This window comes from Streptomyces lydicus (assembly GCF_001729485.1).
In the GTDB taxonomy this organism is placed as follows: domain Bacteria; phylum Actinomycetota; class Actinomycetes; order Streptomycetales; family Streptomycetaceae; genus Streptomyces; species Streptomyces lydicus_D.
The window spans coordinates 7,548,860-7,565,650 of record NZ_CP017157.1; the positions used below are offsets into that span (position 1 = coordinate 7,548,860).

Sequence of the window (16,791 nt, forward strand, 5' to 3'; positions counted from 1 at the left end):
AGGGTCTGTCCGAGCGCAGGCAGGGGGCCTGCACGGACGAGTCGGCCGGGATCCGGCCCAGGTGTGGGGGAGTGGTTCGATGCGTGCACTTCGCGTGCTGGTGGTTCTCCTGGTGATATTCGGCGGGCTGTTCGTGGCCGCCGACCGGGTGGCGGTCAATCTTGTCGAGGACAAGGCGGCGGACAAGATCCGCGCCAGCCAGGGGCTCCAGGGCACCCCGAAGGTCTCGATCAAGGGCTTTCCCTTCCTGACCCAGGTCGCCGCCCGCGACCTGGACGAGGTCGACGCGGACCTGGGCGGCATCGAGGCCAGGGCCGAGGGCCGCACCCTGCGCATCGACAAGCTGTCCGCGCAGTTCCACGACGTGGCGCTGACCAGCGACTACATGTCCATCAAGAGCGCCGCCTCGGCCACCGGGACGGCCCACATCAGCTTTGCCGACCTGACCAAGGTGTCGGGCAGCAACGTCAAGATCTCCTACGGCGGGCAGAAGAACGGCCGCAGCCAGGTCAAGATCTCCCCGAACGTGCCGGCCCTCAGCTCGCTGGACGTGACCGGCTCCATCACCATCGTGGGCGGCAACACCGTCCGGCTGCGTGCCGACGGGCTCCCCGCGATGTGCAAGGTCCTCCCGAGCTGTGAGACCCGGGTGCGCATGCAGACCGACCACGACTGGAAGCTGGACCAGCTGCCCGGCAACCTGAAGCTGGACAAGGTGACCGTCCAGGCGGACGGCCTCTCGATCTCCGCGTCCGGCCACGACGTCAAGCTCCCCGGCTGATCCGGGCACCCTCGGCGGGCCGCCCCACCGGCCCGCCGTCCATTCCCTGAGACACCCCGGTCCGCAGGCCAGACCCCCCACCGGTACGGACGGGCCGCCGGCGGTCCGGGAGCCTCCGCGCGAGGCAGTGCATCCCACAGTACGGACAATCGCGTCTCGCCATTCGACACGCCGGTGACATGCCCCGCCTCGCCTACCTACGATCGGGGCCATGCAGAGCGCATTGAGCCGTCCCCACCCCCGGGGACTGGCGGTCCTCACGAAGCGGCGGGCAGTCGACCTGTGCCGCGTCGCCGCCATGCTCTGTCGTCCTGCCTGACGGGTCCTTCCCCCGTCCCCACCGGCCGGCCCTCAGGCCGGAACCCCGCGTGTCCGGCACAGCGCCACTCCCGCCCCGTACGAAAGTGAGGGGCCCGGAAGTCATCGGCGCGCACCCGGCGTACCCGCGTGCCACTCCGCAACCGCCCCCGCAACTGCCCCGGAGGAGAAGAACATGAGCCGTAGCGACGTCCTCGTAGACGCCGACTGGGTCGAGGCACACATCGACGACCCGAAGGTCGTGCTCGTCGAGGTCGACGAGGACACCTCGGCCTACGACAAGAACCACATCAAGAACGCGGTCCGCATCGACTGGAAGCAGGACCTCCAGGACGCGGTGCGCCGCGACTTCATCGACCAGGAGGGCTTCGAGAAGCTCCTGTCGGCCAAGGGCATCGCCAACGAGGACACCGTCGTCCTCTACGGCGGCAACAACAACTGGTTCGCGTCCTACGCGTACTGGTACTTCAAGCTCTACGGCCACGACAGCGTCAAGCTGCTCGACGGCGGCCGCAAGAAGTGGGAGCTGGACTCCCGCGACCTGGTCGACGGCTCCGAGGTGCCCCAGCGTCCGGCCACCGCGTACAAGGCGAAGGCCCAGGACACCTCCATCCGTGCCTTCCGTGACGACGTCGTCGCCGCGATCGGCAGCCTCAACCTCGTCGACGTGCGCTCCCCCGACGAGTTCAGCGGCAAGCTGCTGGCCCCGGCGCACCTCCCGCAGGAGCAGTCGCAGCGCCCCGGCCACGTGCCCAGCGCCCGCAACATCCCGTGGTCGAAGAACGCGAACGACGACGGCACCTTCAAGTCGGACGACGAGCTCAAGGCCCTCTACGAGGAGGAGTCCGTCGACCTGGCGAAGGACACCATCGCCTACTGCCGCATCGGTGAGCGCTCCGCGCTGACCTGGTTCGTGCTGCACGAGCTGCTCGGCCAGACCAACGTCAAGAACTACGACGGTTCCTGGACCGAGTACGGCTCGCTGGTCGGCGTCCCGATCGAGCTCGGCGCCAACAAGTAAGCAAGCGCTTCTCCCCCGAACCCCTCAAGGAAGTACCCCTATGTGTGGAGCACAGGCCGGCGGCCCGGACGCCTCGACCATCAAGCCCGGTGAAACGACGATCCAGGGCAGCGTGACCCGCGACGGCGAGCCCGTCACCGGTTACGTCCGACTCCTCGACAGCACCGGAGAGTTCACCGCCGAGGTACCCACCTCCGCGACCGGACAGTTCCGCTTCTACGCGGCCGAGGGCACCTGGACGCTGCGCGCGCTCGTCCCCGGTGGCACCGCGGACCGCACCGTCGTCGCCCAGAAGGGCGGCCTGGCGGAGGTCGCCATCGCCGTCTGACGAACGGGCCGGAAGGCACCGTCCGTACGGCCGGAGGGCCGCACCCCAGAGGTTTGGACGCCTTGATCGGGGGTGCGGCCCTTCTGCGTGGCGCGCGGGGCGGCCCCGCGTCCGCCGCCGACTTCTTTCCCGTCCGCCACGGACTTACCGTGGAGTCATGTACGCGCACCGCCGGTCGCCCGCACAGCGCCGTCATCGTCGGTACTTCGTGCTGATGGGCGTGTGCCTGGTGCTGTTCGTGCTGGCCTGGGCCGTGGTGCGGCTGTGGTCGGTGCCGGTCGCGGTGGGCATGTGCGTCGTCGCCATGGTGATCCCGCCGGTCGCGGCGATCATCGGCAACCGGCGGGAGCCCGGCGAGCGCTGGTGGGACGAGTCGGGCGACCCCGAGTCCGACCGCTGGTGGCGCGAGCTGGACGACCGGGGCGACGACAAGCACCCGCAGTAGGGCACCGCACCCCGCCGGGGGCCCGGGCCGCCCACCCGCGTCCGGTCAGTAGACCAGTGCCTGGACGTCGTCCGGCATGATCTCGCTGACGAAGACCTGGGCGCCGGCGATGCCCGCCCCCTCGATCAGGTCCTTCTGCTCGACGCCGCGCCGGGCCGCGCACTGCGTGCAGACCGTGATCGCCCCGCCGCCCGCGCGGATGCCGTCGATCAGCTCCGGCAGCGGCGCCGCGTGCGGCAGCTCGAACTCCGCCGCCCGGCCCGGCAGCGCGAACCACACCGACTCCCCGGTCAGCCACAGCGACACCTCGACGCCGCTGGCCACCGCCACCGCCGCCACCGTGAACGCCTGCGAGCACCGCTCGGGCGCGTCCGCGCCCGCCGTCACCTTGATCACGAGCTTCTTCGCCATGCCCCCAGAGTAGGCGGGCAGGGGGCCGAGAGCGGACCTCGCAGCGCCGCCGTTACCGTCGCCGACTAGACTCGCAGGCGGTCCGTTACACCCTCACCCCGTTTTGAGGAGCGCGCTCGTGCTTGAGGCATTCTTCACCACCCTGCTGGTTCTGGTCGCCGTCGGCGTGCTCGCGTTCGCCGGGCTGACCTGGAAGAAGCTGTATCAGGGCCAGCGCTGACCGCCCACCCGCCACCGCCCTCCACCGGAGCGCTCCGCGCCCCTGCCGAGCCCCGCCTACAGATCGCCTGAGCTGTCATGATCGAGATTCCGTCCGACCTGAACCCGGCCCTGGTGCCGCTCGTCTTCCTCCTCGGCCGCTGGGAGGGCGCGGGCGTCGCCGAATTCCCGGGCACCGAGAAGTGCAACTTCGGGCAGGAAGTCACCTTCACCCACGACGGCCGTGACTTCCTCGAATACACCTCGCACAGCTGGGTGCTCGACAAGGAGGGCAAGAAGGTCCGCCCCCTGGAGAGCGAGAGCGGCTACTGGCGCGTCCACGAGGACCGCAAGGTCGAGGTCGTGATGACCCGCGACCAGGGCGTGGTGGAGATCTGGTACGGCGAGCTGGCCGACCAGAAGCCGCAGATCGACCTGGTCACCGACGCGGTCGCGCGCACCGCCTCCGCCGGCCCGTACACCGGCGGCAAGCGGCTCTACGGCTACGTCAACAGCGACCTGATGTGGGTGGGCGAGAAGGCCACCCCGGAGGTGCCGCTGCGGCCGTACATGTCGGCGCACCTGAAGAAGGTCGCCGACCTGAAGGAGTGGGCCGAGAGCCTGCCCGACGACATGCCCGACGGGGTCTCCTTCTTCAACCCGGACGGCACCCCGTACAAGGGCTGACCGGCCCGCACAGCACGACGCGCCCCGCGGGGGAAGTCCGGTGAGAGTCCGGCGCTGACCCGCAACGGTAGGCGGAACCCCGTTCCGCGAGCCCGATCACCCGCGGCGGCGTCCGATCCTGACAACTCGCCGTGGACTGCGAGGGGACGCCGCCCGGCCCCGCGCCGCGCCGCGGCTCCTTTTCCCCCGAGCTCTCAAGGAGCAGGGGGGACCCGCACGCTCCCGGCCCGAGCCGGAGGCGTACGTCCCTTGGCGAGTCCCGCCCGTACCGCTCCCCTGGCGGCCGCGCTGTGCGCCGTCCTCCTCGCGTCCCTGCTGTGCGGCGTCGGCCTCGGCGCCGCCGGGGTGAGCTGGGCGCAGGTCGTGCGCTACCTCGGCGCCGGGCTGACCGGCGGCGGCATCGCCCCCGACGAGGTCCCCGCCTACACCATCGTGTGGGAGCTGCGCTTCCCGCGGGCCGTGCTGGCCGCGGTGGTCGGCGCCGGGCTCTCCGCCATCGGCGTCGCGGTCCAGGCGCTGGTGCGCAACGCCCTCGCCGACCCGTTCGTCCTCGGGATATCCAGCGGCGCGGCCGTCGGGGCCAACGCCGTCCTGCTCTTCGGGGCGCTCGGCGCGCTCGGCGTCTGGGCGCTGTCGGTCTCCGCGTTCGTCTCGGCGCTGCTCGCCATGGCCCTGGTCTACGCGGCCGCCCGCACCGCCCACGGGCTGACGCCGCTGCGCCTGGTCCTGACCGGCACCGCGATGTACTACGGCTTCTCCGCCGTCACCACCCTGATGGTGTTCACCGCCGACCGCGGCGAGGCCGCCCGCTCGGCGATGATGTGGCTGCTCGGCAGCCTCGGCGGGGCCGGCTGGGGCTCGCTGCCGATCGCCGCGGTCGCGGTGGCCGCCGCGCTGGCCCGTCTGCTGCTCTCCGCTGGCCGGCTGAACGCGCTGGCCATGGGCGACGAGACCGCCGCCGCGCTGGGCGTCGACGCCGGGCGGCTGCGCCGCGAGCTGTTCGTGGTGGCCGCCGCGGTCACCGGCGCGGTGGTCGCGGTCAGCGGCGCGATCGGTTTCGTCGGGCTGATGGTGCCGCACGTGACCCGGATGCTGGTCGGCGCCGACCACCGCCGGGTGCTGGTCGTCGCGCCGCTGCTCGGCGCGGTGCTGCTGGTGTGGGTGGACCTGCTGTCGCGGGTGCTGCTGGCGCCCGTGGAACTGCCGGTCGGGGTGATCACCGCGGTGATCGGCGTGCCGTGTTTCGTGCTGCTGATGCGGCGGCGCGGCTACTCCTTCGGGGGCGGTGCCTGATGCGGATCGACGTCGAGGACCTGTCCGTGGACGTGGCCGGCCGGCGCCTGGTCCACGACCTCACGCTGCGGGCCGACAGCGGCGGACTCGTCGGCCTGGTCGGCCCCAACGGCAGCGGCAAGTCGACGCTGCTGCGCTGCGTCTACCGCGCACTGCGCCCGGCGGCCGGAGCGGTCCGGCTGGACGGCGCCGACCTGCACGCCATGGACGCGCGGGCGGGCGCCCGGCTGCTGGCCGCGCTGCCCCAGGAAGCCGGTACGGAGTTCGACTTCACCGTCGCGGAGATCGTGGCGCTGGGACGGCTGCCGCATCAGCGCGGCTCGGGCCGGGCGGGCGCGGCGGACACCGCGGTGTGCGAGCGGGCCCTGGCCCGGGTCGGCGCCGCGCACCTCGCCGGCCGCGGCTTCCTGAGCCTGTCCGGCGGTGAGAAGCAGCGGGTGCTGATCGCCCGCGCGCTCGCCCAGGAGCCGAAGGTGCTGGTCCTCGACGAGCCGACCAACCACCTGGACATCGCCCAGCAGTTGGAGGTGCTGGCGCTGGTGCGGGACAGCCGGCTGACCGTGCTGACCGCGCTGCACGACCTCAATCTGGCCGCCGTGCACTGCGACGCGCTGCATGTGATCGCCGAGGGCCGGATCGTCGCCTCGGGACCGCCGTACGAGGTCCTCACCCCGGAGCTGCTGGCCGACGTCTTCGGGGTCCGCGCGCACCGCGTACGGCACCCCGTGTCGGGCGCCGTGCAGCTGCTGTTCGACCGCCTCCCGCAGCCCGCCCCGCCCGCCTCTTCCTAAGGACCCGTCATGCCCCGCCGCCCCGCAGCGCTGCTCACCGTCCTCGCCCTCGCCCTGACCGGCTGCGGCGCCCACGTCACCGGCGGCGGGAAGGACCGGCCGGCCGCCGGGCACCGCCCCGTCACCGTCGAGAACTGCGGGGTGCGCACGACGTACGACACGGTGCCCCGCCGGGTGGTCACCAACGACGTCGGCATCACCGAGATCATGTTCGCGCTGGGCCTGGAGAACCGGATGGCGGGCTATGCGATGCCCGACGACCGGGGCGATCTCGACGCCGTGCCCTGGAAGGCCGCCTACGGCAAGGTGCCCTGGCTCTCCAAGAAGGCGCTCACCAAGGAGATGGTCCTGGACGCCCGCGCCGACCTGGTCTTCGCGGGCTGGAACTACGGCTTCGGCGAGGACAACGGCCTCACCCCCGCCGCCCTCCGCAAGCTCGGCATCGGCAGTTACGTCCTGACCGAGTCCTGCCACCACGGCAGGGACAACGGCGCCCGCGGCGTGCTGCCGCCCCTGGAGGCGCTGTACACCGACCTGACGGCACTCGGGAAGATCTTCCACGTCGAGGACCGGGCCGCCGCCCTGGTGAAGAAGTACCGCGGCCAGGTCGCCGAGGCCGCCGCGCAGGCACCGGCCCCCGGCCGCCGCCCCTCGGTGTTCCTCTACGACGACGGCCGCGACAAGCCGCTGACCGCGGGCCGCTACGCCGGTCCGCACGACATCATCGGCAAGGCCGGCGGGGTGAACGTGATGGCCGACCTCAAGGACTCCTGGACGACGGTCGGCTGGGAGACCGTCGTCGCCCGCGACCCCGACGTCATCGTGATCAACGACTACGGCGACACCTCCGCCGCCCGCAAGAAGGCGTTCCTGATGTCCTACCCGCCGCTCGCCGGCGTCTCGGCGGTCAAGCACCACCGGATCTACGTCATGGACTACGCCGAGCTCGTCGAAAGCCCCCGCAACCCGGCCGCCGTCGGCGCGCTGGCCCGCTATCTGCGGGGGCTAAAGGCGGCCGGCTGAGCAGACGGCGCCTGCGCGCCCGCCGCGGCTCCTCCTACACTGACTGTGTGGTGACCACCGACTGGCAGAGCGACCTCCGCAGGCGCGGATACCGCCTGACCCCCCAGCGCCAGCTCGTGCTGGAGGCCGTGGACAGGCTGGAACACGCCACCCCGGACGACATCCTCACCGAGGTGCGCAAGACCGCGGGCGGGGTGAACATCTCCACCGTCTACCGGACGCTGGAACTCCTGGAGGAACTGGGGCTGGTCAGCCATGCCCACCTCGGGCACGGCGCGCCCACGTACCACCTCGCCGACCGGCACCACCACATCCACCTCGTCTGCCGGGACTGCACGGACGTCATCGAGGCCGATCTGTCGGTGGCCGAGCCGTTCACCGCGACGCTGCGTGAACAGTTCGGCTTCGAGACGGACATGAAGCACTTCGCGATCTTCGGGCGTTGTGCGGCCTGCCGGCGCAAGGCCGCCGAGGGCGACGGCTGAGCCGGTGCGCGACGAGTCGTAGGCTGGGCCCATGCTGCATCCGAACGCCAGCCCCCTGCTGTCGCTGCCCGGCGCCGTCCCCGCCGAGGCCCCCGACGAAGGCGTCGCCGCGCACTACGGCGACCTCTTCCGCGAGCAGCGCGCCCTCGCCGGCGGCACCGGCTTCGTGGACCTCTCGCACCGCGGGGTGGTCACCGTCTCCGGTCCCGAACGGCTGAGCTGGCTGCATCTGCTGCTCACCCAGCACGTCGGCGAACTCCCGCCCGGCCAGGCCACCGAGGCACTGATCCTGTCCGCGCACGGACACATCGAGCACGCCGTCTACCTCGTCGACGACGGCGCGACGACGTGGCTGCACACCGAGCCGGGCGGCCAGGAGGCGTTGATCGCCTACCTGGAGAGCATGAAGTTCTTCTACCGCGTCGAGGTCGCCGACCGCACCGCCGAGTTCGCCGTGGTGCACCTGCCGGCCGGCTCCATCACCAAGACACCCGACGGCACCGTCGTACGGGAGACCCCGCACGGCCGCGACCTGTTCCTGCCGCGCGCCGACCTGGAGTCCTTCGCCGCGGAGCACGGGCCGGCGGTCGGCGTCCTGGCGCTGGAGGCGCTGCGCGTCGAGGCGCACCGCCCCCGGCTGGGCCTGGAGACCGACCACCGCACCATCCCGCACGAGCTGGGCTGGATCGGCACCGCGGTGCACCTGGAGAAGGGCTGCTACCGCGGCCAGGAGACCGTCGCCCGGGTCCACAACCTGGGCAAGCCGCCGCGCCGGCTGGTCTTCCTGCACCTGGACGGCAGCGAGGTCCATCTGCCGCCGCACGGCACCCCGGTACGGCTCGCCGCGGACGGCGAGGAGGGCCGCCAGCTCGGCTTCATCACCACCTCGGCCCGCCACCACGAGCTCGGCCCGATCGCGCTGGCGCTGGTCAAGCGGAACGTGCCGGTGGACGCCGAGCTGATGGCGGGCGGCACGGCGGCGGCGCAGGAAGTGGTCGTCGAGCCGTAGCCCGGCCGGCCGCCGGGGCCCGTCCGGCTTCCCTTCCTAGACCTCGACGAGCACCGTGAACGGTCCGTCGTTGGTCAGCGACACCTGCATCTGCGCCCCGAAGCGGCCGGTCTCCACGTGGGCGCCCAGCGCCCGCAGCTGTGCGACGACCTCGTCGACCAGCGGTTCGGCGACCGGCCCGGGGGCCGCCGCGTTCCAGGTGGGACGGCGGCCCTTACGGGCGTCACCGTAGAGAGTGAACTGGCTGATCACCAGCAGCGGTGCCGAGGTGTCCGAGCAGGACTTCTCGCCCTGCAGGATGCGCACCGACCACAGCTTGCGGGCGAGCTGTGCCGCCTTCTCCGGGGTGTCGTCGTGGGTGACCCCCACCAGCACGCACAGCCCCTCCCCGACGATCTCCCCGACCGTCTCGCCCGCCACCTCGACGCGGGCACCGTCAACTCTCTGCACCACAGCTCGCATACCCGCCATGATGCCGGTCGCCCGGGCGGCTTCGGACAGCCGTGCCCCTACGGGGGCCGTTCGGGTGCCATGGCCCTGCAGAAGCACCGCCCAGAGTGGCACGATGCGTGCACGTGGTGCGTTTCACGGACAACATGCCCTGGACGCGGCACCGGACGAGGGGACGGAATCATTCATGAGCACTGTCGGCGCCGGACAGACACCCGGTCCCGTACCAGCCGCCCGTACGACATCGACCGGACACCCCGCAGCGGCCTCCGCCGCGCCGGACACCGGAGCGCCGGCCGCCGTTCCTCCGGTCCCGCCCTCCGCCTCCACGACGCACACCACCACCGCCACCACCTCCCCACCCACCACGACGACCACGGCAGCGGCTCGCTTCGAGCCCGCCGGCACCGAGGACGGCCCCATGCTCCAGGCAGGCCAGGCGCAGCACCCCCGCCCCCCGCAGCAGCGCGACCGCTGCCGCCCGGCCGCCGCTCCCGATCTGTCCGGGCTGGGGCTGCCCGAGCTGCGGGTGGTGCGGCGCGACTCCCAGCAGGAGGAGGCCGATCTGAGCTATCTGCGACGGCTGCTGCAGGGCCGGATCGACATCCTGCGGGCCGAGATCGCCCGCCGTACGGCCCAGCACTCGCCGCTGCTGGACCGGCTGCCGGAGATCCTGGCGGACCTGCCGTCGCGGCACCGCTCCTCGGCCCGGCACGTGACCCTCGGCACCCCGCACAGCGAGGAGTACCGCAGGCTGGCGGAGGAAATGCTCGGTGAGGTCGAACTGTCCGACCTCACCGCGCGCACGGACCAGGAGCTGCAGGACGCGATGGGCCGGCTGATCCGCTACGAACGGCAGGTGTCGCAGCGCCGTTCCTCGCTGCAGCGCACCACCGACGACTGCAGTGCGGAAATCGCCCGCCGGTACCGTGAAGGCGAAGCACAGGTAGACGACCTGCTGTCCTGACCGGCCACGAGCCCCGGGCGGTGGGTCTTCCACTCCCACACCCGGAAGGCCGCCGATGACCTCGTCCTCGCCCACCCCGATACCCGAGCAGGCCCCGGCACCCGGGGCGAGCACCGCCGCCCCGGTCCCGCCGGTCCTCGCCGAGGTCGTGCGCTCCGGCTTCGTCGAGGGCCGGCACCGCGGTTCGCTGGTGGTGCTGGCGGCCGACGGCAGCGTGGAATCGGCGCTGGGCGACGTGGCCGCGCCGGTCTTCCCCCGCTCGACGAACAAGCCGATGCAGGCCGCGGCGGTGCTGCGGGCGGGTCTGGAGCTGTCGGGCGAGCGGCTGGCGCTGGCCGCCGCGAGCCACTCCGGTGAGTCCTTCCACCTCGACCTGGTACGGACGATGCTCGCGGAGCACGGGCTGACCCCGGACCACCTGCAGACGCCGCCGGACCTGCCGCTGGACCCGGAGGAGGCGGAGTCCTACCTCGCCGCGGGCCGGGTCCGCGACCGCCTGGCCATGAACTGCTCGGGCAAGCACACCGCGATGCTGGCCGCCGCCGCGCGCAACGGCTGGCCGCTGGCCTCGTACCTCGACCAGGACCACCCGCTCCAGCAGCTGGTGGCCGAGGGCGTGCGCGCCGCGAGCGGCGAGGAGGTCGCCCACGTCGGCACCGACGGCTGCGGCGCGCCGCTGCTCTCGCTGTCCCTGACCGGCCTGGCCCGGGCCTTCCGGCACTTCGTGCTGGCGGAGCCGGGCACCCCGGAGCGGCGGGTGGCGGACGCAATGCGCGCCCACCCGGAGTACGTCGCCGGCACCCGCCGCCCCGACACCTGGCTGATGCAGGCGCTGCCCGGCACGCTGTCGAAGATGGGCGCCGAGGCCGTCCAGGCGGTGGCCCTGCCGGACGGCCGCGCGCTGGCCTTCAAGATCGACGACGGTGCCACCCGCACCCTGGGCCCGATCCTCGCCCGCATGCTGCGCCGGATGGGTGTCGACTCCCCCGTGCTGGCGCGCCTGGAGGACGCGCCGCTGCTGGGCGGCGGCGTACGGGTCGGGGAGATCCGGGCCGCGTTCTGACGCCTGTGCCGCCGGTGCGGCCGGACCGGGCGCCGCCCCGGGCCGGCCGCCACCATCGGCCCCTCGACCGCTGCCGCGACGGCCATGGCCTGCATAAAGTGGCGATGACAGGGCACACACGCAACATCCACCACAGCAGGAGGCCGGCGACCATGAGTGACGCGAATCCCGAGCCGCGGGGACCCGAGTCGATCGAGCACGCGCACGATCCCGAGGTGCTGCAGCTCGCGGCGAAGGTCTTCGACCTGGCGCGGCACGGCGACACCGACACCGTCGCCGCGTACGTGGACGCGGGCGTCCCCGCCAACCTGACCAACGACAAGGGCGACTCGCTGGTGATGCTGGCCGCCTACCACGGCCACGCGGCCACCGTGGAGGCCCTGCTCCAGCGCGGGGCCGACCCCGACCGGCCCAACGACCGCGGTCAGTCGCCGCTGGCCGGCGCGGTGTTCAAGGGCGAGGACGAGGTGGTCAAGGCCCTCGTCGCGCACGGCGCGGACCCGTCGGCGGGCAGCCCCTCGGCGATCGAGACGGCCCGGATGTTCGAGAAGACGGAACTGCTGAAGCTCTTCGGGGCGGAGTGAGGCCGGGCGCGGCGGGGGCCGGCCCCGGCGGCGCTTGACCTCAACTTCGCTTGAGGTCCTAGCGTCGGGCCCCGACGGCGACACCGCCGTCCGCGACTCCCCGCCACGCCACGAAGGGCCCCGCATGTCCGCGCACTCGTACCGCCTCGCAGTGATCATCGGCAGCACCCGGGAGGGCCGGTTCGCGCCCGTCATCGCGAACTGGTTCACCCGGCACGCCGAGAGCCACGCCCACATCGACGTGGACGTCATCGACCTGGACGCCGTCCGCCCGTACGAACTCCGCCACGGCAGCGAGGAGTACGCGTCCTTCGCCAAGCGCGTCGACGCGGCGGACGCGTTCGTCGTGATCACTCCGGAGTACAACCACTCCTTCCCGGCGCCGCTCAAGCACGCCATCGATCTGCTGCACGCCCCGTGGCAGGCCAAGCCGGTGGGCTTCGTCTCGTACGGTGGGATCTCCGGCGGCCTGCGCGCCGTCGAGCAACTGCGGCTGGTCTTCGCCGAGTTGCACGCGACGACGGTGCGCGAGACGGTGAGCTTCCCGCTCGCCGGCAACCTCTTCGACGAGGCGGGCCGCCTGCACGACCCGGCCCCCGCCACCCGGGCCGCCGACGCCCTGCTCGACCAGCTGACGTGGTGGGCGGTGGCCCTGCGCGAGGCCCGCGACGCCCGGCCGTACGGCGGCTGACACCCTCGCCCGCGGCCCCCTGGGGCGCCTCCCCTAGGGGGCGCCCTCCGGGTCCGGGCCGATCGCACGCTCGACCAGCGCCGCGATCAGTCCCTCGGTCTGCTCGGTCGGCACCACCCCCGGCAGGGTCAGCTGCTCCAGCATCAGCCCGGTCATGGCCAGGTGGAGCAGCTGCACGGCCGTACGGTCGCCGGGCAGCCCGCTGTCCAGGTGGAAGCGGATGTCGTCGTCGAGCGTCGCCCGGAGGGTGCGGGTCAGCTCGGTACGCAGTTCGGGCCGCCGGGTCGCCTCCAGGCGCAGCTCCAGCATCGCCAGATAGCCGGTGCGGTTGGCGGTGACCCGGCGGTTGATCCAGCTCATCAGGTCGACCACCAGCTCCCGACTCGGGGGTGCCGCCATCACGGCCGCGACCTCGTCCGGGTCGGGCGCGATGCGCTGGTGGATCTGCCCGGTGACCTGCGCCAACAGGTCGTCCCTGTTGGCGAAGTAGTTGGACGCGGTGCCCTTGGGAACGCCCGCGGCCTCGTCGACGGCCCGGAAGGTCAGCCCGCGGGCACCGTCCCGCGCCAGCACCTCGATCGCCGCATCCACCAGCGCCGTCCGCCGCTCGGGGTTACGCACCATTGCCTCGCACTCCTCGCTCCATCCCGCTCCTGCCCCTTTTGCCCGACGGCCCCTCGCCCGACAACGACCGCTTCCACAAGAGGACTTGCAACCACTACAGCTAGAGTACTACAACTGCAGTTGTTGTCGTGGTCGGACGAGCCGGCCGCGAACGGAGAGGATCACCATGCGCTTCGCCAAGCTCGGCACCGCCCTGCTGACCGACGACGTCGCCGCCAGCACCCGCTTCTACACCGAACACTTCGGCTTCCGGCCCGTCGTGGAGCTGGACTGGTACGCCAGCCTCCAGCACCCCCAACACCCCGACCACCACCTGGACTTCACCCGGCGCGGGCACGAGGCCATGCCGGCGGACTTCCGCGCCCAGGAGACCGGCGGCGTGCTCCTCGGCTTCCTCGTGGAGGACGCGGCAGCCGAGGAGGCCGCCCTGCGCGCCAAGGGCGTACCGATCGCCGCACCGGTGCGCGACGAGCCCTGGGGGCAGCGCCGCTTCAACGTCTGGGCCCCCGAGGGCACCCTGATCGAGGTGCTGCAGACCATCGACCCGGACCCGGAGTGGCTGAAGTCCCAGGGCCTGTGAGCACGGCTGGTGAGGAGCGGCGGGCCGCCCGCCCGATAATGGGCAGGCGGCCCGCCTGGAGGGCATCGCGAGGGGGGGAGTTCGCACCATGAGCGCACGCAAGGGCCCGTACGAATGCGGGCTGGACGCCGCGGTGGACGTCATCGACGGCAAGTGGAAGGTGCTGTTGCTGTGGGCCCTGGCCCAGCGGCCGCAGCGCTTCGGTGAGCTGCGACGCGGTCTGCCGAAGATCACCGAGAAGGTACTGACGCAGCAGCTGCGCGAGTTGGAGGCCGACGGCATCGTGCACCGCGAGGTCTTCCCGCACGTACCGCCGAAGGTCGAATACTCCCTCACCGACGCCGGCACCTCCCTCAACGAGGCCCTGGCCCCCCTCGGGGACTGGGGCCGCGCCCACATGGCCCACCTGGAAGCGACCTACCCCCGACGCCATCCGGCCTAGGGAGCGTCACTCTTCTGCGGGGAGGCACTCCGCCGGCTGCTACCAGGGCACGGTCTCGTCCTGGTAGTTGAGGAACTTCAGGCCCGGCTCGCCGGCGTGGCGGTCGATCGTGTCCGCCACGCCCGGGATGGACTGGTCGATGGTCAACGGCGCGGCCGGCCCGCCGAGTTCGGTGCGGACATGGCCCGGGCACATGAGCAGCAGCGTGTGCGAGGCGTCGGCGTACCGGACGGCGTAGCTGCGCATCAGCTGGTTCAGGGCGGACTTGCTGGCGCGGTAGACGTCCTGACCGCCGCGGGTGTTCAGGGCCAGGCTGCCCTGGCGCGAGGACATGACGCCGATGGTCCCGGCCGGCGCGACCAGCGGGCGGAGGGACTCGATCACGCGCATCGGGCTGAGCGCGTTGGTGACCATGACCTCGACGAACATCTCCGTCGGGACCTCGCCGACGGGTATGTCGCCCCGTGCGACGCCGGCGTTGACGAACAGCAGGTCGAGGGTGCGCCCCGCCAGGCGTTCGCGCAGTGCGTCGATCTCCGCCGGCTCCGTCATGTCCAGCGACTCGACGGTGACGCGACCACCGGACGCGTCGGCCAGGTCGTGGAGACCGGTGCGCCGGTCGCCCCGGACGGTCCCGATGACGTCCCAACCCCGGCGCGCGTACTCGGTGGCCAGGCCGAGCCCGAGGGCCCGGGACGCCCCGACGATGAGCGCGGTCCCGGCGCTCATGCCTGGACCGCCGGCTTGAGGACCTGCTCGCACCACTGACGGAAGGTCGTCGGGCTCGCGGTCTGCGGGGTGCGCCGCACCCCGACGTCGAGCCCGTCGTTCTTGGCGCGCATCATGTCGCGGTAGCCCTGCACGAGCGCGTCCCCGAGGCCGCGTCCGGCGAGTGCGGCGCCAAATGCGTCGAGCGTCTGCCGCTCGTAGCGGATCGGGCGGCCGAGCACCTCGGACATGACGCCCGCCAGGTCGTTCGGCGAAAGGTCCTCAGGGCCCAGCACCGGGACCTCGCCCGTCCCCGTCCACGAGCGGTCGAGCAGCAGGCCGGCGGCGGCCGCGGCGATGTCCCGGGTGGCGGCCGTCGGCGCCTTGCGGTCGGCGATGTCGGTGCCGGTGAACACGCCGTTGTCGCGGATCGAGGCCGCCTGCCACAGCAGATTGTCGAAGAACGTCGGGTTGGCGAGCGCCCGGTAGGCCACGCCCGTGCTCGCGATGAGGTCGTCCATGGCCAGCGACGCCGTCACGTGACCGGCGCGGCCGGCGACGGGGGTGCCGCGGCCGAGTGCCGAGACGCCGACGACGTGTCCGACTCCGTGGGTCGTGAACGCCTTCGCGGCGGCACGGGTGAAGCCGGAGTACATCGCCTCCAGGCTCGGTGCCCGGGGATTTGGCGGAACCAGCCAGAAGACGGCGTCCGCGCCGTCGAAGGCCCGGTCGACGACCTCGGCGTCGCCGTGCGAGCCGGTGACGACGTCGACCCGGGCGCGGACCGCGTCGGGGAGCTTGCCGGGGTCACGCAGGACGACGCGCAGCTCTTCGCCGCGGGGGAGGTCCTCGTCGAGGAGGAGCTCCAGGAGCCGGCCGCCGATCTGGCCGGTGGGAGTGGTAATGACGATCATGCGTCGAGTCTCGGGGCGGCACGTTCGCGGCGTCCAATACCCTTCCCGACGATTGATACCTTCACGGCATGGATCTCGATCTGCGCAAGCTCCGCTACTTCGCCGCGGTGGCCGAGCACCGGCACTTCGGCCGGGCGGCGGACCAGCTCTACATCGCCCAGCCGGTACTCAGTCGGCAAATCAAAGCCCTGGAGCAGGAGTTGGGGTGCGAACTGCTCGTGCGGACCACCCGCAGCGTGGAGCTGACCGCCGCCGGCAAACAGCTCTACGAGGAGGCGCAGCAGATCCTCCCGTCGATGGCCGCGGCGGTCCGGCGCGTCCACGACGTCGATCAGGGCGTCAAACGGCTCGCGGTCGCCTTCTCCCCGGGGCTGCCGGTGTCGGAGGCGATCCGGGCGTTCACCTCGCGCCACGCGGACGTCGAGATCGACGTCGTCCCGGCGCGCTGGTGGGAGCAGGACCAGCCGCTGCGCGACGGCCGCGCCCACGTCGGTTACCTGCGAAGGCCGTTCGACGAGTCCGGCTTACGCATCATTCCCATCGGCCACGACCCGAGGGTGGCCTGCATGCCCGTGACACACCCCCTGGCGTGCCGTCAGGAGCTCACCCGCGCCGACCTCGACGGGGAGCGGATGCTCGACGTGCCGAATCGGCGGACGTCGTCGCTTGAAGAGAAGTTCGAACTCATCGCCTCGGGCCACGGCATCGCACTCATCCCGCTGAGCGTCGCCCGGTCCTACTCCCGCCCCGACCTCGCCAACATCCCCGTCACGGACGCCCCGGACTTCGAGACCTGCCTGGCCGTCGCCGCTGACCGGCGCGAGAAGCTCCTGCGCGAATTCCTGGATATCGCCACCGCGACACTGCGGCACGCCGCCTGAGGCGGTCCGCGCCCGGGACGACGACCGGGGGCTACGAGGACCGGCGGCTACGACGACCGGGGACGACGACCAGCGGGTACGGGGGCCGCCGGCCCGA

The 16,791-nt window shown here is 72.3% G+C and carries 23 protein-coding genes and 1 riboswitch; of the genes, 18 read left to right on the plus strand and 5 right to left on the minus strand.

Annotated features, from left to right (window positions below; genetic code table 11):
- Positions 1-79 precede the first annotated feature (79 nt).
- The 5 genes from SL103_RS32705 (at position 80) to SL103_RS32720 (ending at position 2,893) form a co-directional block, all read left to right on the plus strand.
- Positions 80-781, plus strand: coding sequence for an LmeA family phospholipid-binding protein (locus tag SL103_RS32705; RefSeq protein WP_069572561.1), 702 nt, complete (start codon positions 80-82; stop codon positions 779-781).
- Between the two features lie 211 nt (positions 782-992).
- Positions 993-1,100 (plus strand): putative leader peptide, encoded by a 108-nt coding sequence (locus SL103_RS39705; RefSeq protein ID WP_397733095.1) that lies wholly within the window; start codon positions 993-995, stop codon positions 1,098-1,100.
- Between the two features lie 174 nt (positions 1,101-1,274).
- Entirely contained in the window at positions 1,275-2,120 is an 846-nt protein-coding gene (locus SL103_RS32710; RefSeq protein ID WP_069572562.1) for a sulfurtransferase, read from the plus strand.
- A 40-nt stretch (positions 2,121-2,160) separates the two neighbouring features.
- On the plus strand, positions 2,161-2,448 hold the full coding sequence (locus SL103_RS32715) for a DUF1416 domain-containing protein (protein WP_006603933.1): 288 nt from the start codon (positions 2,161-2,163) through the stop codon (positions 2,446-2,448).
- A gap of 157 nt (positions 2,449-2,605) precedes the next feature.
- Positions 2,606-2,893, plus strand: a complete 288-nt coding sequence (locus SL103_RS32720) for a DUF3099 domain-containing protein (protein WP_079146102.1) — start codon at positions 2,606-2,608, stop codon at positions 2,891-2,893.
- Positions 2,894-2,938: 45 nt separating this feature from the next.
- Here SL103_RS32720 and SL103_RS32725 read toward each other — a convergent pair whose 3' ends face one another.
- The gene (locus SL103_RS32725; RefSeq protein WP_069572563.1) at positions 2,939-3,304 is read right to left on the minus strand and encodes a DsrE family protein; all 366 of its coding nucleotides are present in this window, start codon (positions 3,302-3,304) and stop codon (positions 2,939-2,941) included.
- Positions 3,305-3,601: 297 nt separating this feature from the next.
- On the opposite strand from SL103_RS32725, the gene SL103_RS32730 reads away from it, so the two are divergent.
- From SL103_RS32730 to SL103_RS32755, 6 genes are all read left to right on the plus strand, one after another.
- Positions 3,602-4,189, plus strand: a complete 588-nt coding sequence (locus SL103_RS32730) for an FABP family protein (RefSeq protein ID WP_069572564.1) — start codon at positions 3,602-3,604, stop codon at positions 4,187-4,189.
- Between the two features lie 29 nt (positions 4,190-4,218).
- Positions 4,219-4,291, plus strand: a riboswitch (cobalamin riboswitch).
- Positions 4,292-4,438: 147 nt separating this feature from the next.
- Positions 4,439-5,482, plus strand: coding sequence for a FecCD family ABC transporter permease (locus SL103_RS32735; protein WP_069572565.1), 1,044 nt, complete (start codon positions 4,439-4,441; stop codon positions 5,480-5,482).
- Positions 5,482-6,273, plus strand: coding sequence for an ABC transporter ATP-binding protein (locus SL103_RS32740; RefSeq protein ID WP_069572566.1), 792 nt, complete (start codon positions 5,482-5,484; stop codon positions 6,271-6,273). Before SL103_RS32735 ends, SL103_RS32740 begins: the two co-directional genes overlap by 1 nt.
- Before the next feature lie 9 nt (positions 6,274-6,282).
- Positions 6,283-7,296, plus strand: coding sequence for an ABC transporter substrate-binding protein (locus SL103_RS32745; protein WP_069572567.1), 1,014 nt, complete (start codon positions 6,283-6,285; stop codon positions 7,294-7,296).
- A 47-nt stretch (positions 7,297-7,343) separates the two neighbouring features.
- Positions 7,344-7,781, plus strand: a complete 438-nt coding sequence (locus SL103_RS32750) for a Fur family transcriptional regulator (protein ID WP_069572568.1) — start codon at positions 7,344-7,346, stop codon at positions 7,779-7,781.
- A gap of 31 nt (positions 7,782-7,812) precedes the next feature.
- Positions 7,813-8,790, plus strand: a complete 978-nt coding sequence (locus SL103_RS32755; protein WP_069572569.1) for a YgfZ/GcvT domain-containing protein — start codon at positions 7,813-7,815, stop codon at positions 8,788-8,790.
- 36 nt (positions 8,791-8,826) lie between these two features.
- Here SL103_RS32755 and dtd read toward each other — a convergent pair whose 3' ends face one another.
- Positions 8,827-9,252, minus strand: a complete 426-nt coding sequence (dtd, locus tag SL103_RS32760; protein WP_069574323.1) for a D-aminoacyl-tRNA deacylase — start codon at positions 9,250-9,252, stop codon at positions 8,827-8,829.
- A 175-nt stretch (positions 9,253-9,427) separates the two neighbouring features.
- Between dtd and SL103_RS32765 the strand changes: the two genes are divergently transcribed.
- The 4 genes from SL103_RS32765 to SL103_RS32780 all read left to right on the plus strand — a co-directional run bounded on the left by SL103_RS32765 (position 9,428) and on the right by SL103_RS32780 (position 12,545).
- Entirely contained in the window at positions 9,428-10,207 is a 780-nt protein-coding gene (locus tag SL103_RS32765) for an ABC transporter substrate-binding protein (RefSeq protein ID WP_244304097.1), read from the plus strand.
- A gap of 55 nt (positions 10,208-10,262) precedes the next feature.
- Entirely contained in the window at positions 10,263-11,270 is a 1,008-nt protein-coding gene (locus SL103_RS32770) for an asparaginase (RefSeq protein ID WP_069572571.1), read from the plus strand.
- 152 nt (positions 11,271-11,422) lie between these two features.
- The gene (locus tag SL103_RS32775) at positions 11,423-11,854 is read left to right on the plus strand and encodes an ankyrin repeat domain-containing protein (RefSeq protein WP_069572572.1); all 432 of its coding nucleotides are present in this window, start codon (positions 11,423-11,425) and stop codon (positions 11,852-11,854) included.
- 124 nt (positions 11,855-11,978) lie between these two features.
- Complete coding sequence (locus tag SL103_RS32780) at positions 11,979-12,545, plus strand: NADPH-dependent FMN reductase (RefSeq protein WP_069572573.1); 567 nt, start codon at positions 11,979-11,981, stop codon at positions 12,543-12,545.
- A gap of 33 nt (positions 12,546-12,578) precedes the next feature.
- Here the strand turns inward: SL103_RS32780 and SL103_RS32785 are convergent, their stop codons facing one another.
- On the minus strand, positions 12,579-13,169 hold the full coding sequence (locus SL103_RS32785) for a TetR/AcrR family transcriptional regulator (RefSeq protein ID WP_069572574.1): 591 nt from the start codon (positions 13,167-13,169) through the stop codon (positions 12,579-12,581).
- A gap of 166 nt (positions 13,170-13,335) precedes the next feature.
- Between SL103_RS32785 and SL103_RS32790 the strand changes: the two genes are divergently transcribed.
- Positions 13,336-13,749: a VOC family protein gene (locus SL103_RS32790; RefSeq protein ID WP_069572575.1), complete on the plus strand. Its 414-nt coding sequence runs from the start codon at positions 13,336-13,338 to the stop codon at positions 13,747-13,749.
- 88 nt (positions 13,750-13,837) lie between these two features.
- The gene (locus SL103_RS32795; RefSeq protein WP_069572576.1) at positions 13,838-14,191 is read left to right on the plus strand and encodes a winged helix-turn-helix transcriptional regulator; all 354 of its coding nucleotides are present in this window, start codon (positions 13,838-13,840) and stop codon (positions 14,189-14,191) included.
- A gap of 39 nt (positions 14,192-14,230) precedes the next feature.
- Here SL103_RS32795 and SL103_RS32800 read toward each other — a convergent pair whose 3' ends face one another.
- Both SL103_RS32800 and SL103_RS32805 read right to left on the minus strand, forming a co-directional pair.
- Entirely contained in the window at positions 14,231-14,920 is a 690-nt protein-coding gene (locus SL103_RS32800; RefSeq protein ID WP_069572577.1) for an SDR family oxidoreductase, read from the minus strand.
- Positions 14,917-15,813 carry an NAD(P)H-binding protein gene (locus tag SL103_RS32805; RefSeq protein ID WP_069572578.1) on the minus strand — a complete coding sequence of 299 codons (897 nt, stop codon included), beginning with the start codon at positions 15,811-15,813 and terminating at the stop codon, positions 14,917-14,919. Before SL103_RS32805 ends, SL103_RS32800 begins: the two co-directional genes overlap by 4 nt.
- A 68-nt stretch (positions 15,814-15,881) precedes the next feature.
- Between SL103_RS32805 and SL103_RS32810 the strand changes: the two genes are divergently transcribed.
- Positions 15,882-16,694 carry a LysR family transcriptional regulator gene (locus tag SL103_RS32810; RefSeq protein ID WP_069572579.1) on the plus strand — a complete coding sequence of 271 codons (813 nt, stop codon included), beginning with the start codon at positions 15,882-15,884 and terminating at the stop codon, positions 16,692-16,694.
- Positions 16,695-16,791 lie beyond the last annotated feature (97 nt).

Coding starts and splice junctions, on each gene's coding strand:
- SL103_RS32720 (WP_079146102.1), top strand. CDS start 2,606: ATGTACGCGCACCGCCGGTCGCCCGCACAGCGCCGTCATCGTCGGTAC.
- SL103_RS32715 (WP_006603933.1), top strand. CDS start 2,161: ATGTGTGGAGCACAGGCCGGCGGCCCGGACGCCTCGACCATCAAGCCC.
- SL103_RS32740 (WP_069572566.1), top strand. CDS start 5,482: ATGCGGATCGACGTCGAGGACCTGTCCGTGGACGTGGCCGGCCGGCGC.
- SL103_RS32705 (WP_069572561.1), top strand. CDS start 80: ATGCGTGCACTTCGCGTGCTGGTGGTTCTCCTGGTGATATTCGGCGGG.
- dtd (WP_069574323.1), bottom strand. CDS start 9,252: ATGCGAGCTGTGGTGCAGAGAGTTGACGGTGCCCGCGTCGAGGTGGCG.
- SL103_RS32775 (WP_069572572.1), top strand. CDS start 11,423: ATGAGTGACGCGAATCCCGAGCCGCGGGGACCCGAGTCGATCGAGCAC.
- SL103_RS39705 (WP_397733095.1), top strand. CDS start 993: ATGCAGAGCGCATTGAGCCGTCCCCACCCCCGGGGACTGGCGGTCCTC.
- SL103_RS32725 (WP_069572563.1), bottom strand. CDS start 3,304: ATGGCGAAGAAGCTCGTGATCAAGGTGACGGCGGGCGCGGACGCGCCC.
- SL103_RS32790 (WP_069572575.1), top strand. CDS start 13,336: ATGCGCTTCGCCAAGCTCGGCACCGCCCTGCTGACCGACGACGTCGCC.
- SL103_RS32810 (WP_069572579.1), top strand. CDS start 15,882: ATGGATCTCGATCTGCGCAAGCTCCGCTACTTCGCCGCGGTGGCCGAG.
- SL103_RS32730 (WP_069572564.1), top strand. CDS start 3,602: ATGATCGAGATTCCGTCCGACCTGAACCCGGCCCTGGTGCCGCTCGTC.
- SL103_RS32710 (WP_069572562.1), top strand. CDS start 1,275: ATGAGCCGTAGCGACGTCCTCGTAGACGCCGACTGGGTCGAGGCACAC.
- SL103_RS32800 (WP_069572577.1), bottom strand. CDS start 14,920: ATGAGCGCCGGGACCGCGCTCATCGTCGGGGCGTCCCGGGCCCTCGGG.
- SL103_RS32745 (WP_069572567.1), top strand. CDS start 6,283: ATGCCCCGCCGCCCCGCAGCGCTGCTCACCGTCCTCGCCCTCGCCCTG.
- SL103_RS32765 (WP_244304097.1), top strand. CDS start 9,428: ATGAGCACTGTCGGCGCCGGACAGACACCCGGTCCCGTACCAGCCGCC.
- SL103_RS32770 (WP_069572571.1), top strand. CDS start 10,263: ATGACCTCGTCCTCGCCCACCCCGATACCCGAGCAGGCCCCGGCACCC.
- SL103_RS32805 (WP_069572578.1), bottom strand. CDS start 15,813: ATGATCGTCATTACCACTCCCACCGGCCAGATCGGCGGCCGGCTCCTG.
- SL103_RS32755 (WP_069572569.1), top strand. CDS start 7,813: ATGCTGCATCCGAACGCCAGCCCCCTGCTGTCGCTGCCCGGCGCCGTC.
- SL103_RS32795 (WP_069572576.1), top strand. CDS start 13,838: ATGAGCGCACGCAAGGGCCCGTACGAATGCGGGCTGGACGCCGCGGTG.
- SL103_RS32785 (WP_069572574.1), bottom strand. CDS start 13,169: ATGGTGCGTAACCCCGAGCGGCGGACGGCGCTGGTGGATGCGGCGATC.
- SL103_RS32780 (WP_069572573.1), top strand. CDS start 11,979: ATGTCCGCGCACTCGTACCGCCTCGCAGTGATCATCGGCAGCACCCGG.